At 50.7% G+C, this 21,271-nt stretch carries 19 protein-coding genes; 12 read left to right on the forward strand and 7 right to left on the reverse strand.

Features of this window, described 5'->3' with window-relative positions:
* The first annotated feature begins 82 nt into the window (after positions 1-82).
* From LOZ86_RS00815 to spfP, 5 genes are all read left to right on the forward strand, one after another.
* Positions 83-352: a YihD family protein gene (locus LOZ86_RS00815; protein ID WP_005968263.1), complete on the forward strand. Its 270-nt coding sequence runs from the start codon at positions 83-85 to the stop codon at positions 350-352.
* Between the two features lie 78 nt (positions 353-430).
* Entirely contained in the window at positions 431-1,417 is a 987-nt protein-coding gene (locus LOZ86_RS00820) for a serine/threonine protein kinase (RefSeq protein ID WP_039487436.1), read from the forward strand.
* Between the two features lie 24 nt (positions 1,418-1,441).
* Positions 1,442-2,065 carry a thiol:disulfide interchange protein DsbA gene (gene dsbA, locus LOZ86_RS00825; RefSeq protein WP_039487437.1) on the forward strand — a complete coding sequence of 208 codons (624 nt, stop codon included), beginning with the start codon at positions 1,442-1,444 and terminating at the stop codon, positions 2,063-2,065.
* Between the two features lie 378 nt (positions 2,066-2,443).
* Complete coding sequence (gene polA / locus LOZ86_RS00830) at positions 2,444-5,233, forward strand: DNA polymerase I (RefSeq protein WP_039487438.1); 2,790 nt, start codon at positions 2,444-2,446, stop codon at positions 5,231-5,233.
* A gap of 162 nt (positions 5,234-5,395) precedes the next feature.
* A complete protein-coding gene (gene spfP / locus LOZ86_RS21615; RefSeq protein ID WP_071892919.1) occupies positions 5,396-5,443 on the forward strand; it encodes a small protein SpfP in 48 nt (15 codons plus the stop codon).
* A 204-nt stretch (positions 5,444-5,647) separates the two neighbouring features.
* Here spfP and yihA read toward each other — a convergent pair whose 3' ends face one another.
* Positions 5,648-6,283 carry a ribosome biogenesis GTP-binding protein YihA/YsxC gene (gene yihA, locus LOZ86_RS00835; protein WP_072012453.1) on the reverse strand — a complete coding sequence of 212 codons (636 nt, stop codon included), beginning with the start codon at positions 6,281-6,283 and terminating at the stop codon, positions 5,648-5,650.
* Between the two features lie 203 nt (positions 6,284-6,486).
* Between yihA and yihI the strand changes: the two genes are divergently transcribed.
* The 3 genes from yihI (at position 6,487) to hemN (ending at position 8,741) form a co-directional block, all read left to right on the forward strand.
* Positions 6,487-7,041 (forward strand): Der GTPase-activating protein YihI, encoded by a 555-nt coding sequence (yihI, locus tag LOZ86_RS00840; protein ID WP_039487444.1) that lies wholly within the window; start codon positions 6,487-6,489, stop codon positions 7,039-7,041.
* A 3-nt stretch (positions 7,042-7,044) separates the two neighbouring features.
* Positions 7,045-7,221, forward strand: a complete 177-nt coding sequence (locus LOZ86_RS00845; RefSeq protein WP_165708164.1) for a hypothetical protein — start codon at positions 7,045-7,047, stop codon at positions 7,219-7,221.
* A gap of 146 nt (positions 7,222-7,367) precedes the next feature.
* Positions 7,368-8,741, forward strand: coding sequence for an oxygen-independent coproporphyrinogen III oxidase (gene hemN / locus LOZ86_RS00850; RefSeq protein ID WP_230242768.1), 1,374 nt, complete (start codon positions 7,368-7,370; stop codon positions 8,739-8,741).
* A gap of 183 nt (positions 8,742-8,924) precedes the next feature.
* On the opposite strand, the gene LOZ86_RS00855 is transcribed toward hemN, so the two are convergent.
* From LOZ86_RS00855 to glnA, 4 genes are all read right to left on the reverse strand, one after another.
* Positions 8,925-9,047, reverse strand: coding sequence for a YshB family small membrane protein (locus LOZ86_RS00855; protein WP_010298130.1), 123 nt, complete (start codon positions 9,045-9,047; stop codon positions 8,925-8,927).
* 143 nt (positions 9,048-9,190) lie between these two features.
* Positions 9,191-10,603 (reverse strand): nitrogen regulation protein NR(I), encoded by a 1,413-nt coding sequence (glnG, locus tag LOZ86_RS00860; RefSeq protein ID WP_039487448.1) that lies wholly within the window; start codon positions 10,601-10,603, stop codon positions 9,191-9,193.
* Between the two features lie 8 nt (positions 10,604-10,611).
* Positions 10,612-11,661 (reverse strand): nitrogen regulation protein NR(II), encoded by a 1,050-nt coding sequence (glnL, locus tag LOZ86_RS00865; RefSeq protein ID WP_010298136.1) that lies wholly within the window; start codon positions 11,659-11,661, stop codon positions 10,612-10,614.
* 293 nt (positions 11,662-11,954) lie between these two features.
* Positions 11,955-13,364, reverse strand: a complete 1,410-nt coding sequence (gene glnA / locus LOZ86_RS00870; RefSeq protein WP_014913638.1) for a glutamate--ammonia ligase — start codon at positions 13,362-13,364, stop codon at positions 11,955-11,957.
* A 369-nt stretch (positions 13,365-13,733) separates the two neighbouring features.
* Between glnA and typA the strand changes: the two genes are divergently transcribed.
* From typA to fabY, 4 genes are all read left to right on the forward strand, one after another.
* On the forward strand, positions 13,734-15,557 hold the full coding sequence (gene typA, locus LOZ86_RS00875) for a ribosome-dependent GTPase TypA (protein WP_039487451.1): 1,824 nt from the start codon (positions 13,734-13,736) through the stop codon (positions 15,555-15,557).
* A gap of 162 nt (positions 15,558-15,719) precedes the next feature.
* Entirely contained in the window at positions 15,720-16,331 is a 612-nt protein-coding gene (yihX, locus tag LOZ86_RS00880) for a glucose-1-phosphatase (RefSeq protein WP_230242769.1), read from the forward strand.
* A 64-nt stretch (positions 16,332-16,395) separates the two neighbouring features.
* Positions 16,396-16,833, forward strand: a complete 438-nt coding sequence (gene dtd / locus LOZ86_RS00885) for a D-aminoacyl-tRNA deacylase (protein WP_010281657.1) — start codon at positions 16,396-16,398, stop codon at positions 16,831-16,833.
* A 138-nt stretch (positions 16,834-16,971) separates the two neighbouring features.
* Positions 16,972-17,913 carry a fatty acid biosynthesis protein FabY gene (gene fabY, locus LOZ86_RS00890; RefSeq protein WP_039513316.1) on the forward strand — a complete coding sequence of 314 codons (942 nt, stop codon included), beginning with the start codon at positions 16,972-16,974 and terminating at the stop codon, positions 17,911-17,913.
* Positions 17,914-18,011: 98 nt separating this feature from the next.
* Here the strand turns inward: fabY and LOZ86_RS00895 are convergent, their stop codons facing one another.
* Both LOZ86_RS00895 and LOZ86_RS00900 read right to left on the reverse strand, forming a co-directional pair.
* Positions 18,012-19,703 (reverse strand): AsmA family protein, encoded by a 1,692-nt coding sequence (locus tag LOZ86_RS00895; protein WP_039513318.1) that lies wholly within the window; start codon positions 19,701-19,703, stop codon positions 18,012-18,014.
* Positions 19,704-19,860: 157 nt separating this feature from the next.
* Positions 19,861-21,249, reverse strand: coding sequence for a nucleobase:cation symporter-2 family protein (locus LOZ86_RS00900; RefSeq protein WP_039513320.1), 1,389 nt, complete (start codon positions 21,247-21,249; stop codon positions 19,861-19,863).
* Positions 21,250-21,271 lie beyond the last annotated feature (22 nt).

Raw genomic sequence — 21,271 nt, forward strand, 5'->3', positions numbered from 1 at the left:
ATCACTATATGCTCAATATCGTTCAAGCAGCTTCCGGCATCTTGAAATTTATTGAGTACAAATCGTTTTTAAGGAGAAAAAAATGAAATGCCATCGCGTTAATGAGCTGATTGAACTGCTGCATCCAGCCTGGCAAAAAGAACCCGATTTAAATCTGGTGCAATTTTTACAAAACCTTGCACAGGAGGCGGGGTTCGAGGGGCAGTTAAATGAACTGACTGATGATATCCTTATTTACCATCTAAAAATGCGTGATGCAGATAAAGAACAAGTCATCCCCGGTTTGAAGAAGGACTACGAAGAAGATTTTAAGACAGCTTTGCTTCGCGCCCGGGGAGTTATTAAAGACTAGTGGAAAGGAATAACACGTTCATGATGCTAACTATTGCACGCATATCTCTTACGTCGCCTCTAACCATTTGTGGCCGTGATGAATAGTTCGATATTTAATTTCCAGACGCTATTCCCCGATCTGATCGTGGATGCCTTGCTGGATGTTGGTCTGCGCGTTGATTCTGGTTTGACGGCATTAAACAGTTATGAGAATCGGGTGTACCAGTTTGCGGATGAAGATCGTAAACGATTCGTGGTGAAATTTTATCGCCCGGAACGGTGGAGCGCGGCACAGATTCAGGAAGAGCATATTTTTGCCCAGCAATTGGCAGAAGATGAAGTCCCTATTGTCGCGCCCGTCTCGCTTAATGGGCAGACGTTGAATGTCTATGAAGGATTTCATTTTGCCGTATTCCCCAGCGTGGGCGGGCGGCAGTATGAAATGGACAATGAAGACCAGCTAGAGTGGGTTGGTCGTTTTCTCGGCCGGATTCACCAGACGGGTCAGAAATCGTTATTCACCGAGCGCCCGACGATCGGGGTAAATGAATATCTGCATGAACCTTATCGGCTGTTGGAGACATGTCCGCTAATACCGAAAATACATCGACATGATTTTTTACAGGCGACCCGTCAACTGATTGATACAGTTGAAACTTATTGGCATAACGACTGGCGACCACTGCGTCTGCATGGGGATTGTCATCCAGGCAATATTTTGTGGCGTGATGGTCCGCTATTTGTAGATTTGGATGATGCCCGCAATGGTCCAGCAATTCAGGATTTATGGATGCTGTTGCATGGTGACCGTCGTGAACAACGTATTCAACTGGATATCTTGTTAGAAGCCTATAGCGAATTTGCGGAATTTCAGGAGAAAGAGCTCGCGCTGATTGAGCCTCTTCGTGCGATGCGGCAGGTTTATTATCTAGCCTGGGTTGCTCGTCGCTGGGAAGATCCTGCTTTTCCAAAAAATTTCCCCTGGATGACGGATGCTGATTTCTGGTTGAAGCAAACGGCAATATTTATTGGGCAAACTCAGCTGTTGCAGGAACCTCCTCTACAGCTAATGCCAATGTACTGAAATTAAATGGAGAGAGTGAAATTTATGAAAAGATTATGGCTTGCGCTGATTGGCGTTGTTCTGGCATTTAGTGCTTCTGCTGCAGAGTTTTCTGACGGCAAGCAATATGTAGAATTAGATAAACCTGCAACCCAAGAGCCTCAGGTTCTTGAGTTCTTCTCATTCTATTGCCCGCACTGCTATCAATTTGAACAGGTTTACCACGTTCCAGATGCAGTAAAAAAAGCGTTGCCAGAGGGTACGAAGATGACACGTTATCACGTGGACTTCTTGGGCCCGTTGGGTAAAAACCTGACGCAGGCATGGGCTGTCGCTATGGCGCTGGGCATTGAAAATAAAATTACCCCGCTGATGTTTGATGCAGTTCAGAAAACACAGACTGTACAAAAACCGGATGATATTCGCGAAGTCTTTGTGAAAGCTGGCGTGAGTGCGGAAGAATTTGATGGTGCTCTGAATAGCTTTGTTGTGAAATCTTTGGTTGCCCAGCAGGAAAAAGCGGCGGCAGATTTACAATTACGCGGTGTTCCAGCCATGTTCGTTAACGGTAAATATATGATCAAGAATGATGGTCTTGATACCAGTTCAATGGATGGGTATGTAAAACAGTACGCTGACGTGGTGAAGTTCCTCATTACCAAGAAGTAATTATTTAATAAGTCATGCGGGTAAAACCGCATGACCTTATACCTTCCCGTTTTTCATCTTCTTATCTTTTATATCTCATTAGCCCGCAATATCTATTTATCTTTTTGTTTATATCCACAAATTGGATGACGGTTTTTCATGCCTTAAAAACAAATAGGTTATATTATAACTTCATGAAATTAATGAATATAAAAAAACAGCTTAAGATAATAGGAAAAATTAGCAATTAAGTGGGTAAAACTATTCACAAAGTTATCCACAGGAAGATCTTGCGAGGATCCATGCAAAATCAGCCAATATCTCACGTTAAGGATCGTCTCTTTCCCTGACCTATGGCATGCTTAGCGCTATGACAGACAACAACGATCACGGCAGGCTATGGCTCAGATTGCAGAAAACCCTTTAATACTGGTAGACGGTTCATCCTATTTGTATCGTGCTTATCACGCTTTCCCACCGTTAACAAACAGCGCGGGAGAAGCAACCGGTGCAATGTATGGCGTACTGAATATGCTACGCAGTTTGCTGTTGCAATATCAGCCCAGCCACGTTGCCGTTGTTTTTGATGCGAAAGGGAAAACGTTTCGCGACGAGCTGTTCGAAAACTATAAAGCTCACCGTCCACCTATGCCGGAGGATCTACGCGAACAGATAGAGCCTCTGCATAAGATGGTGAAAGCGATGGGACTACCGCTTCTGGCAGTTTCCGGCGTAGAAGCGGACGATGTGATCGGTACGCTCGCGGTGCAGGCGGAAAAAGTGGGTAAGTCGGTGCTGATTAGTACCGGCGATAAAGATATGGCGCAGTTGGTGACGCCAAGCGTGACGCTTATTAATACCATGAATAACTCGATTCTTGGCCCACAGGAAGTGTGTGATAAGTACGGTATTCCTCCTGAGCTGATTATCGATTTCCTTGCGCTGATGGGAGATGCATCGGATAACATTCCTGGTGTACCTGGCGTGGGCGAAAAAACGGCTCAAGCGCTATTGCAAGGGCTCGGCGGGCTGGACTCGCTATATTCCAATCTTGATAAAATTGCCGGGCTTTCCTTCCGTGGTGCGAAAACTATGGCGCCGAAGCTTGAACAGCACAAAGACGTGGCCTACCTCTCTTATCAGCTCGCGACCATTAAAACGGATGTCGAGCTGGAGCTTACCTGCGATCAGCTTACCGTTAACGAGTTGGATGTGGATGAGTTGCATCGTCTTTTTTCCCGTTATGAATTTAAGCGCTGGTTATCAGATATTGAATCAGGCACTTGGATGCAGGGTAAAAAGAGTAGCCAGCCTGTTCAGGCGGCGAGTAACGCGGTGGTTGAGCAAGTTGCTGAAGAAAACAACGCGCCTACGCTTTCTGCCGACGGTTATGTCACGATTCTTGATGAGAAAACGCTGCTCGATTGGGTTGAGCGTTTAAAACAGGCTGAGGTTTTCGCTTTTGATACGGAAACCGACGGACTGGATACACTCACGGCTAATCTGATTGGTTTGTCATTTGCGATTAAGCTGGGTGAAGCGGCTTATTTGCCGCTGGCACATGACTATCTGGATGCGCCGGAACAGTTGGATCGCACCAAGGTATTGGCCTTGTTCAAACCGCTGCTGGAAGATGAGAAGCTGCTTAAGATTGGTCAGAATCTCAAATTTGATAAAGGCGTGATGCAGCGGTATGACATCGATTTACGCGGCATCGCGTTTGATACCATGCTGGAATCTTATGTGCTCGACAGCGTGGCGGGCCGCCATGATATGGATAGCCTGGCTGAACGCTATCTGAGCCACAAAACCATTACCTTTGAAGAGATCGCGGGTAAGGGTAAAAATCAGCTGACGTTTAATCAGATTGCGCTGGAACAGGCTGGGCCTTATGCCGCTGAGGATGCGGACGTTACGCTGCATCTGCACCAGAAGCTCTGGGGGAAACTCCAGCCGCATGCCGATCTGTGTCAGGTCTTCCAGACTATCGATATGCCGCTGGTGCCGGTTTTATCCCGCATCGAGCGTACGGGCGTACTGATCGATCCCGTGATTCTGGCAGAACATTCAAAAGAACTCACAGCACGTCTGGCGGAGCTGGAAATCCAAGCGTATGAGCTGGCGGGTGAAGAATTCAATCTCTCATCGACCAAGCAGCTACAGGGCATTCTGTATGAAAAACAAAAGCTGCCGATTCTGAAGAAAACGCCAAAAGGCGCGCCATCAACCAATGAGGAAGTGCTGGCTGAGCTGGCGCTGGATTACCCTCTGCCGAAGCTGATCCTGGAATATCGTGGGTTGGCCAAGCTGAAATCTACTTACACCGATAAGCTGCCACTGATGATCAATCCGGCGACGAAGCGTGTTCATACGTCTTATCATCAGGCTGTTACTGCGACCGGGCGTTTGTCTTCCAGCGATCCGAACCTGCAAAACATCCCGGTGCGTAATGACGAAGGGCGCCGTATTCGTCAGGCATTCATTGCGCCTAAGGGCTACAGCATTGTTGCGGCTGACTACTCGCAGATCGAACTGCGCATCATGGCGCACTTATCGGGTGATAAAGGGCTGTTGAACGCATTCGCGAACGGGCTGGATATCCACCGGGCAACGGCGTCAGAAGTGTTTGGCATCGTGCTGGATAAGGTGACATCTGAACAGCGTCGCAGTGCGAAAGCGATCAACTTCGGCTTGATCTACGGCATGAGCGCATTTGGCTTGTCGCGTCAGTTGAATATTCCGCGTAGCGAATCGCAGAAATACATGAACCTGTATTTTGAGCGTTACCCTGGTGTGCAGGATTACATGGAGCGGACTCGCCAACAGGCTGCTGAGCATGGCTATGTGTCCACTTTGGATGGTCGCCGTCTCTACCTGCCAGATATCCATTCTCGTAATGCGATGGCGCGTAAAGGCGCAGAACGTGCGGCGATTAACGCCCCAATGCAGGGCACCGCTGCTGATATTATTAAGAAAGCGATGATCGCGATTGACGATTGGCTACAGAAAGACACGCCGAAGGTGAAGATGATCATGCAGGTTCACGATGAATTGGTTTTCGAGATTCATGATTCGGTTATTGAAGAATCCATTAGTAAAATCAAAGCATTAATGGAAGGTTGTATGCAATTGAATGTTCCGTTACAGGTAGACATCGGTACGGGCATGAACTGGGATGAAGCACATTAATGGCCGATTTTTATGCTATTTCTGTAATTAAATAACAGTATTGTGTGACCTGGTTTAACTTTGTGTAATCGATAACCATTTTCTATGAAAGTAAACAACAAAAAAGCCTTTGTTCCCGTGAAAAAATAGGGTAGAGTTAAAGACGTAGGGTACAGAGGTAAGATGTTCTATCTTTCAGACCTTTTACTTCACGTAATCGGATTTGGCTGAATATTAGCCGCCCCGCTCAGTTTTGAGCGGGGCGTTTTTTATGGGCTTTATTCAGGATTTTTTACCCTCAAAACGCCAGTAACTGCCTGATAGAAAGCAGTGGGTCAGCACGGTTTCGAGTGTGAAGAGCGTCTCTGGTGGGCAATCATTGCGGGAAAGTCGGGGCGTGATGCGAGTGATGATACACTGCACCACGTGAAAGGATTATTCTGCTTCTTGTTCTTCTTCAGCGTGTGGCAGCGTGCTGAACCAGTTGTCCAATTTCTGCTGTAGTTTATCGACGCCGAGTTTTTTCAGTGACGAAAATGCTTCGACCTGAATATCACCCATAAATGGCAAGACGGCCTCGCGAACCATATTCAACTGTGTCTTACGTGCGCCTGAAGCCAACTTATCGGCTTTGGTCAGCAGCACTAAGACTGGAAGTTCAACATCGACAGCCCACTGAATCATTTGCTGATCGAGATCTTTCAGCGGATGGCGAATATCCATCAGCACAACCAGACCCTTAAGGCTGTTACGCTTTTGCAGGTATTCACCGAGCGCACGTTGCCATTTGATCTTCATTTGCTCCGGCACTTCGGCATAGCCATAGCCGGGAAGGTCGACCAAACGTACGCCGTCTACCACCTGGAACAGGTTAATCAACTGAGTACGGCCTGGTGTTTTACTGGTTCGTGCCAGGTTTTTCTGGTTGGTCAGCGTGTTCAGTGCGCTGGATTTTCCGGCATTAGAGCGCCCAGCAAAGGCCACTTCAATACCGCTATCTGTTGCCAGATGGCGAATATCCGGGGCGCTGATGATAAAACGCGTCATGTGGTAGTTATATTGCTGGGTCACGGTGGTTATCTCTATCTGGATCTCTGTCTGGTTGGGGATTATACCTGTAACTGACAATAAAGGCGGCTTTATCTGTCTCGAAATGCAGCAGACTGATGCGAAAAGAAAAGCCCAGCTGTCTGATGTGGACGCTTTTTTATTCGCGGGCTTTCTGCTAGATTCCGCCGCACTTCCCTTATATCTGTGTACCTGAGAACAATATTATGAACCGACCTGTCAAAGGGGCTGCCGATCAGGCAGGGAAACCCAAAGTAAAAAGAAAGACCCGCGAAGAGCTGGAGCGTGAAGCGCGCGAGCGGAAAAAAGATAAAAAGCATCGTGGCCACGCGTCGGGCAGCCGAACTCAGGAAAAAGCATCCGCCGATCCGCGTTCCGGTCAGCGTAAAGCTGCCGATCCGCGTATCGGCAGCAAAAAGCCTGTACAGCTTGGCGTGTTGGATAGCGATATCGCTAAACCGAAGCCTAAGTTGAAGCCTTCTGAGCCTGTGGAGAAAGTCGTTGCGGCCAAGCCGACGATGTCACCGGAAGAAGAGCTGGAAATGTTAGAAAACGATACGCGCCTGGATGCCTTGTTGGATCGTCTGGATAGCGGCGAGACGCTGAGCGCCAAAGAACAATCATGGGTTGATGAAACGCTGGATCGTATCGACATCCTGATGGAAGAGCTTGGAATCGAGCTGGGTGATGATGACGAAGAAGAGCAGCAGGAAGATATGTTGCAGCTTTTGAAGCGTAATAACCCGAAAGACACGTTCTAATCAATGAAATGGCTGTTTCTGTTCCTGATATTGCTGCTTGCGTTTTATCTGCTCTGTCTGTTCAGTAAACTATGGCTATTGTCGAAGCGTAAGCACCGGTTGCATCGCGCCCTGTTTAACGGGCGCGTGAATCAGGTGCTACGCCTACGCCCGAGACAAAAACGCCGGGAGCGTTTTTGAACGTCACAACGTGACGGCCCTTAGGGCGAGTCTCAGGGATGAGACGAGTAACAAAACGCCGGGAGCGTTTTTGAACGCCATTTTTTGGTGATCTGAAGGAGGGGAAGGATAACCCACCGAGTAAAAACTGGAAGGAGTGAGCGAATATGTCGATACCGTCCGTTGACTGGGATCTGGCCCTGATTCAAAAATATAACTATTCTGGGCCGCGTTATACGTCTTATCCCACAGCGTTAGAATTCAGTGAAGCTTACGATGAGCCTGCGTTTCAGCATGCCATTGCCCGTTATCCGCAGCGACCGCTGTCGCTGTATATCCACATCCCTTTTTGCCACCGGCTGTGCTATTTCTGCGGCTGTAATAAGCTGGTTACGCGTCAGCAGCATAAAGCGGATGAATACCTTGATGTTCTTGAGCTGGAGATTCGCCAGCGTGCGCCGCTATTCGTCGGACGAACTGTGACGCAATTGCATTGGGGTGGCGGTACACCAACCTACCTGAATAAAGTACAAATCAGTCGGCTAATGTCGCTGCTGCGTGAGCTGTTCTCTTTTTCCGATCAGGCTGAGCTGTCGCTTGAAGTCGATCCGCGAGAAATTGAGCTGGACGTCCTCGATCATCTGCGGGCTGAAGGATTCAACCGCCTTAGCATGGGCGTGCAGGATTTTAATAAAGACGTTCAGAAGCTGGTCAATCGTGAGCAGGATGAAGATTTTATTTTTGCTCTTATTGAGCGAGCAAAAGCGCTTGGCTTCACCTCAACCAATATTGATTTGATTTACGGCCTGCCGAAACAAACGCCGGAAAGCTTCGCGTTTACGCTACAGCGCGTTGCGGAATTAAGCCCGCACCGGCTTAGCGTCTTTAACTATGCGCATTTACCCAGCCTGTTCGCGGCACAGCGCAAGATTAAAGAGGCGGATTTACCGAGCGCGGAACAAAAGCTGGATATTCTGCAACAGACGATTGGATCGCTGACGCAGTCAGGCTATCAGTTTATCGGTATGGATCACTTTGCTCGGCCGGACGATGAACTGGCGGTGGCACAGCGAGAAGGGAAGCTGCATCGCAATTTCCAGGGCTATACGACACAGGGTGATAGCGATCTTCTCGGTCTGGGTGTGTCGGCGATTAGTATGATCGGTGATAGCTATGTTCAGAACCAGAAAGAGCTGAAACAGTATTACGCGCAGGTTAAAGACCAAGGAAATGGCTTGTGGCGTGGGCTACAGCTGACACGTGATGACTGCCTCCGCCGCGATGTGATTAAGACGCTCATTTGTAATTTCCAGCTCAGCTATGCGCCCATTGAAGCGGAATACGCTATCGATTTTAAAACCTACTTTGAGCAGGATTTAGCGCTGCTGGCACCGCTGGTGGCCGATGGACTGGTCGATAGTTATGAAGACGGGCTGGTGGTGACACCGAAAGGACGGTTGCTGATCCGCAATATTTGTATGTGCTTTGATGTTTATCTACGTAGCAAGCTCAGAACACAGCAATTTTCCCGTGTGATTTAGTCAAAAAAACAGCCAGTCGGTGCAAACACCGACTGGCTGTTCTCAAACGTTTATACCCGTCATACTTCAAGTTGCAGGTGTGTTGGCTGCGTTCACTCACCCGAATCACTTACCTGTGTAAGCTCATCGGGATTCCTTCTCTTGCCGCCTGCCTGAAACTCGAATTATTTAGGGTATATTGGATCAACTAAAGAAGTTAATCAGTGCGGCACACAAAACGGCGGCAATAGCAGCCTGCGGCGAATGGCTTGCCGCGGAGCCAATTTCAGCGCCATGTGTTGCCGCGGAAATCAATGAATCCAGCATGGTGTTCCTCCCGAATCAGCGACACGATCATACTGCTGACTCGAGGCAAGTAAAGTACAAATTAATGACAATTTCGTGCGCCAGATTGTATTTTTTATCACCAAATTACTTGTTAACAATTGAGCAATAAAAAAGCAATCTCGCTACTCCATTCCCAGCTCTTTTAATTTACGCGTCAGAGTATTTCTGCCCCATCCGAGTAATCTTGCCGCTTCCTGTTTATGCCCCTGCGTGTGCCGCAGTGCCGTCGTCAGCAACGTCCTTTCCATTTCTGGCTGTGCTTCTGCCAACAGGTTTTGATGACCGGAACGCAGCGCGCGATCGGCCCATTGTGCCAATAGCGTGGCCCAACTGTCCGGCAGAATATGCACGGTGGAATCAGGTGCGGTGGTTTCGAACAATTCAGGCGGCAGATCCTGAATCAGCACTTCCTGACCGGCTGCCATGACTGTCAACCAGCGACATGTGTTTTCCAATTGGCGCACGTTGCCGGGCCACGGTAAACGGGTTAGCGCTGTTTCCGCTTCTGAATGTAGATTCTTCGGCTCGACGCCCAGTTCTTTGGCCGTAGCCTGCAAGAAATAACGTGCCAGGCGTGGGATATCTTCCCGACGTTCACGCAGCGGTGGCAGATGAACGCGGATCACATTCAGGCGGTGAAACAGGTCATCGCGGAATTTGCCTTCCTGCACGCGTTGTTCAAGATTTTGGTGCGTTGCCGCGATAATACGAACATCCACTTTTACTGCGGCATAACCGCCAACGCGATAAAACTGCCCGTCTGCCAATACGCGCAGCAAACGTGTTTGTACGTCTAGCGGCATATCGCCGATTTCATCCAGAAACAGCGTACCGCCATCGGCTTGCTCAAAGCGGCCCTGACGAATCTGGTTTGCGCCTGTAAACGCGCCTTTTTCATGGCCGAACAGTTCTGATTCGATCAGATCCTTGGGAATGGCCGCCATATTCAGCGCGATAAAAGGGGCTTTTGTACGCGGGCTGTGGCGATGCAGGGCATGTGCCACCAGCTCTTTACCGGTTCCCGATTCGCCGTTAATCAGCACGCTGATCGACGAGCGAGACAGGCGGCCGATGATGCGAAAGACATCCTGCATCGCGGGGGCTTCGCCAATAATATCCGTTGTCGGGCCATTGATCGGCTGGTTGCGTACCGGCTGCTGCTGTTCCAGATAATGACTGATCGCTCGCTCAACCAGCGCAACGGCTTCATCAATATCGAACGGCTTCGGCAAATAGTCGAACGCACCCTGTTGATAAGCGCTGACGGCGGCATCCAGATCGGAATGTGCCGTCATAATGATGACCGGGAGCATTGGGTGGCGCTGTTTGATTTGCTGTAAGAGCGCTAATCCATCCATCCCTGGCATACGGATGTCGGACAGCAGAACGTCAGGCGTTTGTGTCGCCAGCGCATGCAGTACCTGATTTCCGTTCTCAAACGTTGCGCAGGTTAAACCCGCACCAGCAAGCGCGCGCTCAAGCACCCAACGGATGGAGCTATCGTCATCGACAATCCAGACTATCCCTCGTTGCATTGTGAACCTCACTGGCGAATGGGCAGGTAAACCGAGAATTCGGTGTGTCCTGGCCAACTGTTAAATTCAATTTTACCGGAGTGCTGGTCGATAAGACTGCGGGCGATGGAAAGCCCTAAACCGGTTCCCCCTTCGCGTCCGCTCACCATCGGGTAAAACAGTGTGTCCTGTAGTTGAGCAGGTACGCCGGGGCCGTCATCTTCCACGTCAATACGAGCGGCGAGACGATAGCGCACACCGTGTAACGTGAGCTGAAAAGCCGTGCGGGTACGTATCGTAATCGTTCCGCCTTCCTCGCCCAGCGCCTGTAGCGCGTTGCGGGTAATATTCAGCAGTACCTGTTCAATCTGATCGGGGTCGTGCGTCAGCTCTGGCAGGCTGGGGTCATAGTCTTTCACCAGCGTCACGTTATCCGGCTTCTCCAGTGAGACAAGCTGGCAAACGCGTTCAGCGACCTGATGGATACTTTGGGTGACGTGCAGGCCGGGCTGCTGTGGCCCGAGCAGGCGATCAACCAGATTACGCAGGCGATCCGCCTGTTCGATAATGACCTTGGTGTATTCCGTCAACGCTGGGTCAGGCAGTGCTTTAGCAAGCAACTGCGCGGCACCGCGCAATCCGCCAAGCGGATTTTTTATCTCATGCGCCAGACCTCGGACCAAATCACGGGCGGCCTGCTGTTGTGCATGTTGAAGCTGTTCCTGACTGAGACGGCGCTGGTTATCCATCGGTGCCATTTCCAGTAGGATAAAATCGTTCTGTACCCGCTGAGCGGTGAGCGACATGATGTGCGCTTTGCCATCTACGACGATGGTGACTTCGTTATCCGTAAAACCTTGTCCTGAATCCAGACTTTCACGCAGTAAATCGATATTCAGAGAAAAATATCCCAGCAAATCGGGCAGCGGCGTGCCGGATAATTTACGCGAACTTTGTGCCAGTAATTGCTGTGCTGCCGGGTTGGAATAGTGAATCGCCAGATCGTTATCCAGCAATAAGATGCTGTTTATCAGGGAATTTAGGATCTGCCCAGCATCGGGCAGCGTGCCTGTTGCCATAACGCAGACTCCCGCACCGTCGTGGTGCATTGTAGTGTGAATGATGGATGTTACGTCGCAACGGCCAATGCCGGTGGTGAAAAAAGCCCATCCGAAGAGGGGCTGAAGCGTTTCCACGGCAACAAAAAATTTTCAGGAAAAATTTTTGACGTCGCTCTGCGACGGCCCATACAGGGGTGATGGGCATGGATAGCCCATCACAAAAAAACTTCTTAGTATTCTGTTGTTTATCGGTCATGGTCGGGTATCAGCACACCCAACCACGCCGAGGTAGAGATTAGACGCTGTCGTTATTAGACGCTGTAGTACAGTTCGAACTCAACTGGGTGCGGTGTCATACGAACGCGGTCAATCTCAGATTTACGCAGTTCGATATACGCTTCGATAGCGTCATCAGTGAACACACCACCACGGGTCAGGAACTCGCGGTCTTCGTTCAGTGCAGCCAGGGCCTCGTCCAGAGAACCAGCAACTTTTGGAATCTCTGCTTCTTCTTCCGGTGGCAGGTCGTACAGGTTTTTGTCCATCGCATCGCCAGGGTGGATTTTGTTGATGATGCCGTCGAGGCCAGCCATCAGCAGTGCAGCGAAGCACAGGTACGGGTTAGCCGCTGGATCCGGGAAGCGTGCTTCGATACGACGTGCTTTCGGGCTAGCAACCACTGGGATACGGATTGAAGCAGAACGGTTACGGGCAGAGTAAGCCAGCATAACAGGTGCTTCGTAGCCTGGGACCAGACGCTTGTAGGAGTTGGTGGTCGGGTTAGCCAAGGCGTTGATGGCTTTAGCGTGCTTGATAACACCGCCGATGTAAAACAGCGCCATTTCAGACAGGCCGCCGTATTTGTCGCCAGCGAACAGGTTAGTGCCGTCTTTAGACAGAGACATGTGGCAATGCATACCAGAACCGTTATCACCGAACATTGGTTTTGGCATAAAGGTCGCGGTTTTACCGTAGGCGTGAGCCACGTTGTGCACGACATATTTGTAGATCTGAATTTCGTCAGCTTTTTTGGTCATGGTGTTGAAGCGGGTAGCCACTTCGTTCTGACCAGCGGTAGCCACTTCGTGGTGGTGAGCTTCAACAACCAGACCCATTTGTTCCATGGTCAGACACATAGCAGAACGGATGTCCTGTGATGAATCGACTGGTGGAACTGGGAAGTAGCCGCCTTTCAGACCTGGACGGTGACCTTTGTTACCGCCTTCGTATGCTTTACCGGAGTTCCAGTAAGCTTCGACATCGTCGATAGCGACGTGGGAACCGGACGTGCTGCTGCCGAAACGGATATCATCGAACAGGAAGAATTCTGGCTCAGGCCCGAACAGGACGGTATCGGCAATGCCGGAAGAACGCAGGAAATCTTCCGCACGTTTCGCGATAGAGCGCGGGTCGCGGTCATAACCTTGCATTGTGCCTGGCTCGAGGATGTCACAACGAATGATCAGTGTAGAATCTTCGAAGAACGGATCGATCATTGCGGTGCTGGCATCGGGCATCAGAACCATGTCTGACTCGTTAATACCTTTCCAGCCGCCAATCGAAGAACCATCAAACATTTTACCTTCTTCGAAGAAGTCGGCATTGACTTGATGAGCCGGAATGGTGACGTGCTGCTCTTTACCTTTAGTATCAGTGAAGCGTAAATCAACAAACTTCACTTCGTGCTCATTCAGCATCGTCAAAACATGTTCTGCGGACATACTTGGTTCTCCCGATTGGTCATTTATCGTCGTGGAACGAATATCGTTGTGGATTGATGTTGTTGCCGTGAGTAGACTAAAGCTAAAAGTGTGCCAACTTTTTAAATGTGTGCAATGTGTTGCTCCTTGGGGCTTTCTCACGTAAACCCACTGCACCATTATAGTCTAAAGCACCAAAATGGTGCTCCATATGTGAATTATTGCACTTATTTGGTGCATTCATGTTCGCTTGTAGCGCTTTTGCACCGTGAAAGGGATCACAAAGCAGGCAGCTCTAGGTTGTTTATCATAGATGCTTGTGATCTTGTTTAGTCCCTCGATTAATACGTGTACAATAGCGCGCTATTTCTAAATGCCTGAGGCAAAGCTGTGATCGAAAATTTGCGTAACATCGCCATTATTGCGCACGTTGACCATGGGAAAACCACCCTGGTTGACAAGCTGTTGCAACAATCCGGAACGTTCGGTGAACGTGTCGAAGCAACCGAGCGTGTAATGGACTCCAACGATTTGGAGAAAGAGCGTGGAATTACCATCCTCGCAAAAAATACCGCCATTAATTGGAAAGACTACCGTATTAACATCGTAGATACCCCGGGACACGCCGATTTCGGCGGCGAGGTTGAGCGTGTAATGTCGATGGTTGACTCGGTACTGCTGGTTGTTGATGCGATGGATGGCCCGATGCCGCAAACGCGTTTCGTGACCAAAAAAGCATTTGCCAACGGTCTGAAGCCAATTGTGGTTATCAACAAAGTTGACCGTCCTGGCGCGCGTCCTGACTGGGTTGTCGATCAGGTATTCGACCTGTTCGTGAACCTGGATGCGACTGACGAGCAGCTGGATTTCCCGATCATTTATGCTTCTGCGCTGAATGGTATCGCGGGTCTTGACCATGCTGACATGGCGGAAGATATGACTCCGCTGTATCAGGCGATTGTCGATCACGTTTCTCCGCCTCAGGTTGAGATGGATGCGCCGTTCCAGATGCAGATCTCTCAGCTGGACTACAACAACTATGTTGGCGTTATCGGTATCGGCCGTATCAAGCGCGGTAAAGTTAAGCCTAACCAACAAGTCACTATTGTTGATAGCGAAGGCAAAACTCGTAACGGTAAAGTCGGTAAAGTTCTGACTCACCTGGGTCTGGAGCGTATCGACGCGACTGAAGCAGAAGCAGGCGATATCATCGCGATCACCGGTCTGGGCGAGCTGAACATTTCCGACACCATCTGCGATCCGCAGAATGTCGAAGCGTTGCCAGCACTGAGCGTCGATGAGCCTACCGTCACCATGTTCTTCAACGTTAATACTTCACCATTCTGCGGTAAAGAAGGTAAGTATGTCACGTCGCGCCAGATTCTGGAGCGTCTGAACAAAGAGCTGGTGCACAACGTTGCTCTGCGCGTTGACGAAACCGAAGACGCTGATGCGTTCCGCGTTTCTGGTCGTGGTGAATTGCACCTGTCAGTTCTGATCGAAAACATGCGTCGTGAAGGCTTTGAACTGGCCGTATCACGTCCGAAAGTTATCAACCGCGTTATCGACGGTCGTAACCAAGAGCCGTTTGAAAACGTGACGCTGGACATCGAAGAACAGCACCAGGGTTCAGTCATGCAAGCCATGGGTGAGCGTAAAGGTGATGTGAAAGACATGATCCCAGATGGCAAGGGTCGTATCCGTCTGGATTACCTGATCCCAGCTCGTGGTCTGATCGGTTTCCGTACCGAATTCATGACCATGACGTCTGGTACCGGTCTGCTGTACTCCACGTTCAGCCACTACGATGACGTGCGTCCCGGTGAAATCGGTCAGCGTCAGAACGGCGTGCTGGTTTCCAACGGTCAAGGTAAAGCGGTCGCGTTTGCACTGTTCAGCCTGCAAGATCGCGGTAAGCTGTTCCTCGGACACGGTGCAGAAGTGTATGAAGGCCAGATCATCGGTATTCACTCACGTTCTAACGATCTGACAGTAAACTGTCTGACCGGTAAGAAACTGACCAACATGCGTGCATCGGGTACCGATGAAGCAACCACACTGGTTCCGGCTATCAAAATGTCTCTGGAACAAGCGCTGGAATTCATTGATGACGACGAACTGGTTGAAGTTACGCCACAGTCTGTCCGTATTCGTAAGCGTCACCTGACCGAAAACGATCGTAAACGCGCTAGCCGCGGCAGCAAAGACGTCTAATTTCAGACGGATTTGTCTTGTTACGCAACAGGGCACCTTCGGGTGCCCTGAATTTTATGCGCTTTCTTCCACTTTAACCTTTCCTTTATATTTCCTCCCTGTTCAGTTTCTCCATTTCCCGCTACAGTGAAAATCCTACGATTACTTCAGGAGGTCACTGCCATGCTGTATATCTTTGATTTAGGCAATGTCGTCATAGATATTGATTTCAATAGAGTATTGGGTGTCTGGAGTAATCTGAGCAGCGCGCCGCTCGCGACGTTGCAAGAGCGTTTTGTCATGGGCGAGGCGTTTGAACAGCATGAGCGGGGTGAGATCAGCGACGAGGAATTTGCCACCAGACTGTGCCAGGAAATGGGCATCGCCCTGAGCTTCGAACAATTCACCGCTGGCTGGCAGGCTATTTTTGTCGCGTTGCGTCCTGAGGTTATCGACATCATGCAGCGCCTGCGTCAGGAAGGGCACCGCGTGGTGATTCTGTCGAATACTAATCGTCTCCACTGTTCACACTGGCCTGCGCTATTCCCAGAAGTGGCGACGGCGACCGACAAGCTCTACCTGTCGCAAGATATTGGATTACGTAAGCCGGAATTGGCGATTTATCAATATGTCCTGACAGAGGAAGGCGTTCCGCCTGCGCAAGCCGTCTTTTTTGACGATAATGCCGCGAACGTCGATGCGGCACAAAGCCTGGGCATTCACAGCATTCTGGTGACCGATCGTCAGGTGGTGCCGGATTTTTTCGCCATGCAGGCGACGACGGCTAAAGCATGATTTATATCGCAGGGGCGGACACAGCCCCTATTGGGAATGATAACATCAGGAGTAGTTGGGTTTTATGATTGCGCTAATTCAACGAGTATCCAGCGCCAGCGTTACGGTAGAAGGCAGTGTGGTTGGGGAAATCGATAAAGGTTTACTGATCTTGCTGGGCGTTGAGCAGGGCGATGACGAACAAAAAGCCACGCGACTTTGCGAACGTGTATTGGGTTACCGCATATTCGGCGACGATGACGGGAAAATGAATCTCAATGTTCGTCAGGCTGGCGGCAATGTGCTGGTGGTTTCGCAGTTTACGCTAGTTGCCGATACGCAGCGTGGCATGCGGCCTGGTTTTTCTCGCGGTGCGCATCCCTCAGAGGCCGATCGCCTCTATCAATATTTTGTCGGACAGTGTCGTGAGCAAGGCGTTCACACGGAAACGGGGCAGTTTGCGGCAGATATGAAAGTGGCATTGGTGAATGACGGCCCGGTGACGTTCTGGCTACAGACATAGCATTGTCGCGTCATCGGTCTGTAATGTCATGGTGTTGTAACGTGCTATTACCATTGCCGTTCTGCGTATAAATTTGCTTCAACAGTCTGATTTCATGAACCCTGATGCAATGAGGCATCTCGGTATAGAGGAAGGGTTATGTATCATTTGAGAGTACCTGAAAGCGCGGAAGAACTGGATGCGTACTATCAATTTCGCTGGGAAATGCTGCGTAAACCTCTGCACCAGCCGTTGGGCTCCGAACGTGATGCCTATGATGCTTTGGCACATCACCAAACTGTGGTGGATGAACAGGGAAGGCTGGTTGCGATTGGGCGTCTTTCTATCAATGCGGATAATGAAGCGGCAATCCGTTTTTTAGCTGTTCACCCCGACGTCCGAGGGAAAGGGTTAGGCACGCTGCTTGCGATTACCCTGGAGTCAGTCGCGCGTCAGGAAAGCGTCAAGCGCGTGGTCTGTAGCGCCCGTGAAGACGCAATAGATTTCTTCTCCAAGCTGGGCTTTGTTAATCAGGGGGAGATCACCGCGCCACAAACCACCCCCGTGCGGCACTTCCTGATGATTAAACCGGTGGCGACGTTGGATGACATTTTGCATCGTCCTGATTGGTGCGGACAGCTGCAGCAGGCGTGGTACGAGCACATTCCCCTGAGTGAAAAAATGGGCGTGCGGATAAGCCAGTACACTGGAAAGCAATTTATTACCACCATGCCTGAAACGGGCAACCAGAACCCGCATCACACGCTTTTTGCCGGCAGCATGTTTTCTCTCGCTACACTTACTGGTTGGGGATTGATCTGGCTGTTGCTGCGTGAACGGCACCTCGGTGGAACGATTATTCTGGCGGATGCGCACATTCGTTACAGCTCGCCAGTGAGTGGCCGACCGAGCGCTATTGCCGATTTAGGGTCGCTGAGTGGCGATCTGGATCGCCTCGCTCGTGGACGTAAGGCGCGTGTGCAGTTAAACGTCGAGCTCTTCGGTGATGATAACAAAGGGGCGTTGTTCGAAGGAGTTTATATCGTACTGCCTGCTCAACCGGACGCGCCGCTGGAAGAAGGTGGGTCAGTAGTGGATTAACCCTAATCTCGATCGCTTAAAGATCGAGATACTGGGGGCTACCACGGTGCGAGGCATCCCTGCGGGAGCCTCATCACCGTGTTTTGAAAACGTAATAATTATGGCGTTTCTGTCACGGTTCCCTGATGCATTTGCTGTCTGACAGGGTGGTCGTTGCTATCCACGCCTTGCAGCGTACCGTTTAGCGTCGGCTTCAGCGGCGTATCGGCGGCAAGTCGCCCATTCAACTGCAATTGCAGATTCGTATTACCTGTCGGTGCGGTTGCGGGTTCTGGCCATCCCCAACGCGTCAGAACATCCAGCGGTACGGCGCGTCCTGTCAGTGACAGGGAGAAATTGCGAGTAGGTTGCTGGTTGATCGTTGCCTTGGCATCCAGCATGCCATTTTGCGTAAACGCGCTGAGTTCGTTAATAGCGATCTGATTATCGTCGGCTACCAGTGCCATCGAAGGACGGCGCACATCGACTTTATTAAACGTCGCGTCGCTGGCATTAAGATTCAACGATCCTGTCCACATTCCCCACTGGTGGTTGCGAGCCAGCAGCAAATCGCTGCCGTAGCCATCCAATGCGGTTAGCTGGAAGGGGAAATCTGGGTTGATATCGATCAGCAGATTGCGATTCGCCGTGAATTTTCGCACATTCACTTCTGCCAGCCATGGTGGCAGGGTCGCTTGCCAGCGCTGACGCCAATCGCCGGGGAGCGTGTACTCCATCCCTGCGACAACAAATTCATTCAGCTGTAAACGGTGGTTACTACGCTGCCAACTGCCGTTGGTTCGCAGCAAGCCGCCTTCCCAGCGCGTAGAAAACTGCTTGATGTTAACGCCCGCCGGTGACAAATCCAAATTCACGATAGGGTCGATAAGGTGCATGTTGCCGTTCACAATGTCAGTCGCATTGAACGACAGCGTTCCCCCTTCGCTCTGCCAGTCATTCTGCTTAAACGTGACATTTTGCAGGGCAACATCGAGGTCAATAAACGCCCATCCCGGCCCTTCAATACGGGCATCAATCAGATCAAAGCGGTCAACGGTAACAGAAGGCAGTTCGGTAACGGGCTGCCAGAAGGCCTCCGGCGTTCTCTGCGTTTGTAAACGGACATTGCTGAGTCGCAGGCTACCGATCTGCCAACTGCCGTCTTCTGCGCGGCTGGCGTTGCCTGTTAGCTGCCCTTGAGCAACATCCGCGCCGAAATTGCTCAAAATAAGCTGGTTGTGATTGATTTCGCCCTGAACCAATACCTGACTGGCGGGAATATCGTTGAGTTCGAGTGAACGTGCGCTGAGCTGGAACTGTCCCTGTTTACCCAGCAGGTAGCCGGCTTCGGGCTGCCACGGCATCATTCCGCCGTTGATCTGTTGACCATTCAGACGCCAATCGCCGTCCTTTGCCTGCAACGCCATGGTACGCAGCTGTAGCACATCGGCTTCGATAGGGAGTGTGGCGGCCTGTGAGGAAAGGTTTAGCGTACCGCCTTCCAGTTCGAGACTGGCGAAGTGGCGCGGCTCGGTAATTTGACGGGCGCTAAATCCGGCTGAAATCTGCTTTGCAGTGAGTGTTGGCGGCTGATTTTTCTGGCCAAAACTGACATCGGTGAGTTGGATATGATCGGCTGTTGACCAGTCATGATTAATTTTGCCCAGTGACAACTGGTAGTCGGTATTCTGGTTTACCCAATTGCTTACCCAGCCTGCTGCCCAACTGGTTTGCAGTAATACATATACGACCACCAGCGCTAAAAAGGCCAGCAGCAGTAGGGTCAGCAATAATTTCCCGATAAATTTCATCGTGTCAGTCCATGCCAATCGTCAGGGAGAACTGTTCTTATGCCGCAATTTCCCTGAAGGCTCAATAGGTAATGCTGTTACAGACAGTAAAAAGCGAGCGGTGTTGCATCACCGCTCGCTTTTACATGAACTGAACTGAAATTATTGCGGGCTGGCGCTATTTTTCTTCGTGTGGGAAGACGATATTCAGCACGATTGCGGTAATCCCGCCAGCGGCGATACCGGAAGACAGTAATGTTTTAATCCAATCCGGTGCGAACTGCAGAATCAGCGGCTGCTGTGATACGCCAAGACCAACAGCCAGCGACAGCGCAATAATCATGATCGCACGACGATTCAGCGGCTCACGGGACACAATGCGCACACCAGAAGCGGCGATCGTACCAAACATCACGATAGTGGCACCGCCCAGAACTGGTTCTGGAATATGCTGCACAAATCCACTAACGGCAGGGAACAGCCCCAGCGCGATCAGCATCAGTGAAACCACGAAGCCCACATAGCGGCTGGCAACACCGGTAAGCTGGATGACGCCGTTATTCTGGCCGAAGCAAGAGTTAGGGAAGGTATTGAATACGGCAGAAAGGCAAGAGTTCAAGCCGTTTGCCAGCACGCCGCCTTTTAAGCGTTTCATGTACAGCGGGCCTCTGACTGGCTGCTCTGAAACGTCGGAGGTCGCGGTGATGTCACCGATGGTTTCTAACGATGTCACCATGAAGACCAGCATCAGCGGAATCAACAGGTTCCAGTCAAAGCCTAGACCGTAATGCAGCGGTGTAGGCACCATAATAATCGTGTCATTTTGAGCAGGGGCGCTTTCCGGCAGCATTCCCATCAACCAGGCACCTAGGTAACCCACCGCCATGGCAATCACCAGCGAGGCGACGCGCAGGTAAGGGTTACGTTGGCGGTTAAGCAGAATAATAACCAGCAGCACCGCACCCGCTAATAGTAAGTTCTTGGGCGCGCCGAAGGTGTTATTACCCATTGCGGCATAGCCGCCGCCGATGGAGGTCAGGCCGACCTGAATCAGTGACAGACCAATGATCATCACCACAATGCCAGAAACCAGCGGGGTAATAATGCGTCGGGTTAAATGCAGGAAGCGTGAAAGAATGATTTCGGTGAAGGAAGCGACCATCAGCGTACCGAACAGTGCTGCCATCATCGTGGGAACATCCGCCCCGCCGTTTTTCAGCGCCAGTCCACCCATAATCAGCGGCGTCACGAAGTTAAAGCTGGTGCCTTGAATAGACAGCAGACCAGAACCAACAGGGCCCCAGGTTTTAATTTGTAGAATAGAGGCCAGACCGGAAGCGAAAAGCGACATGCTGATGATGCGCTGCGTATCCTCAGCGGGTAAACCTAATGCCTGGCAGATCAGTAGCGCGGGGGTAATCACCGCAACAAACATGGCAAGCAGGTGCTGACTGGCGGCGAACAGAGTTTGCGGCAGTGGCGGTCTGTCTTCAAGATGATAGATGAGTTCACTGCGCTGAGGTGCGGCAGCGGCTTCTGTTTGGGACGTTTCCGTGGTGGTAGTCATGATGTAAGTTGGCGTTCCTGAA

Source organism: Pectobacterium parvum (assembly GCF_020971565.1).
Lineage (GTDB): Bacteria > Pseudomonadota > Gammaproteobacteria > Enterobacterales > Enterobacteriaceae > Pectobacterium > Pectobacterium polare.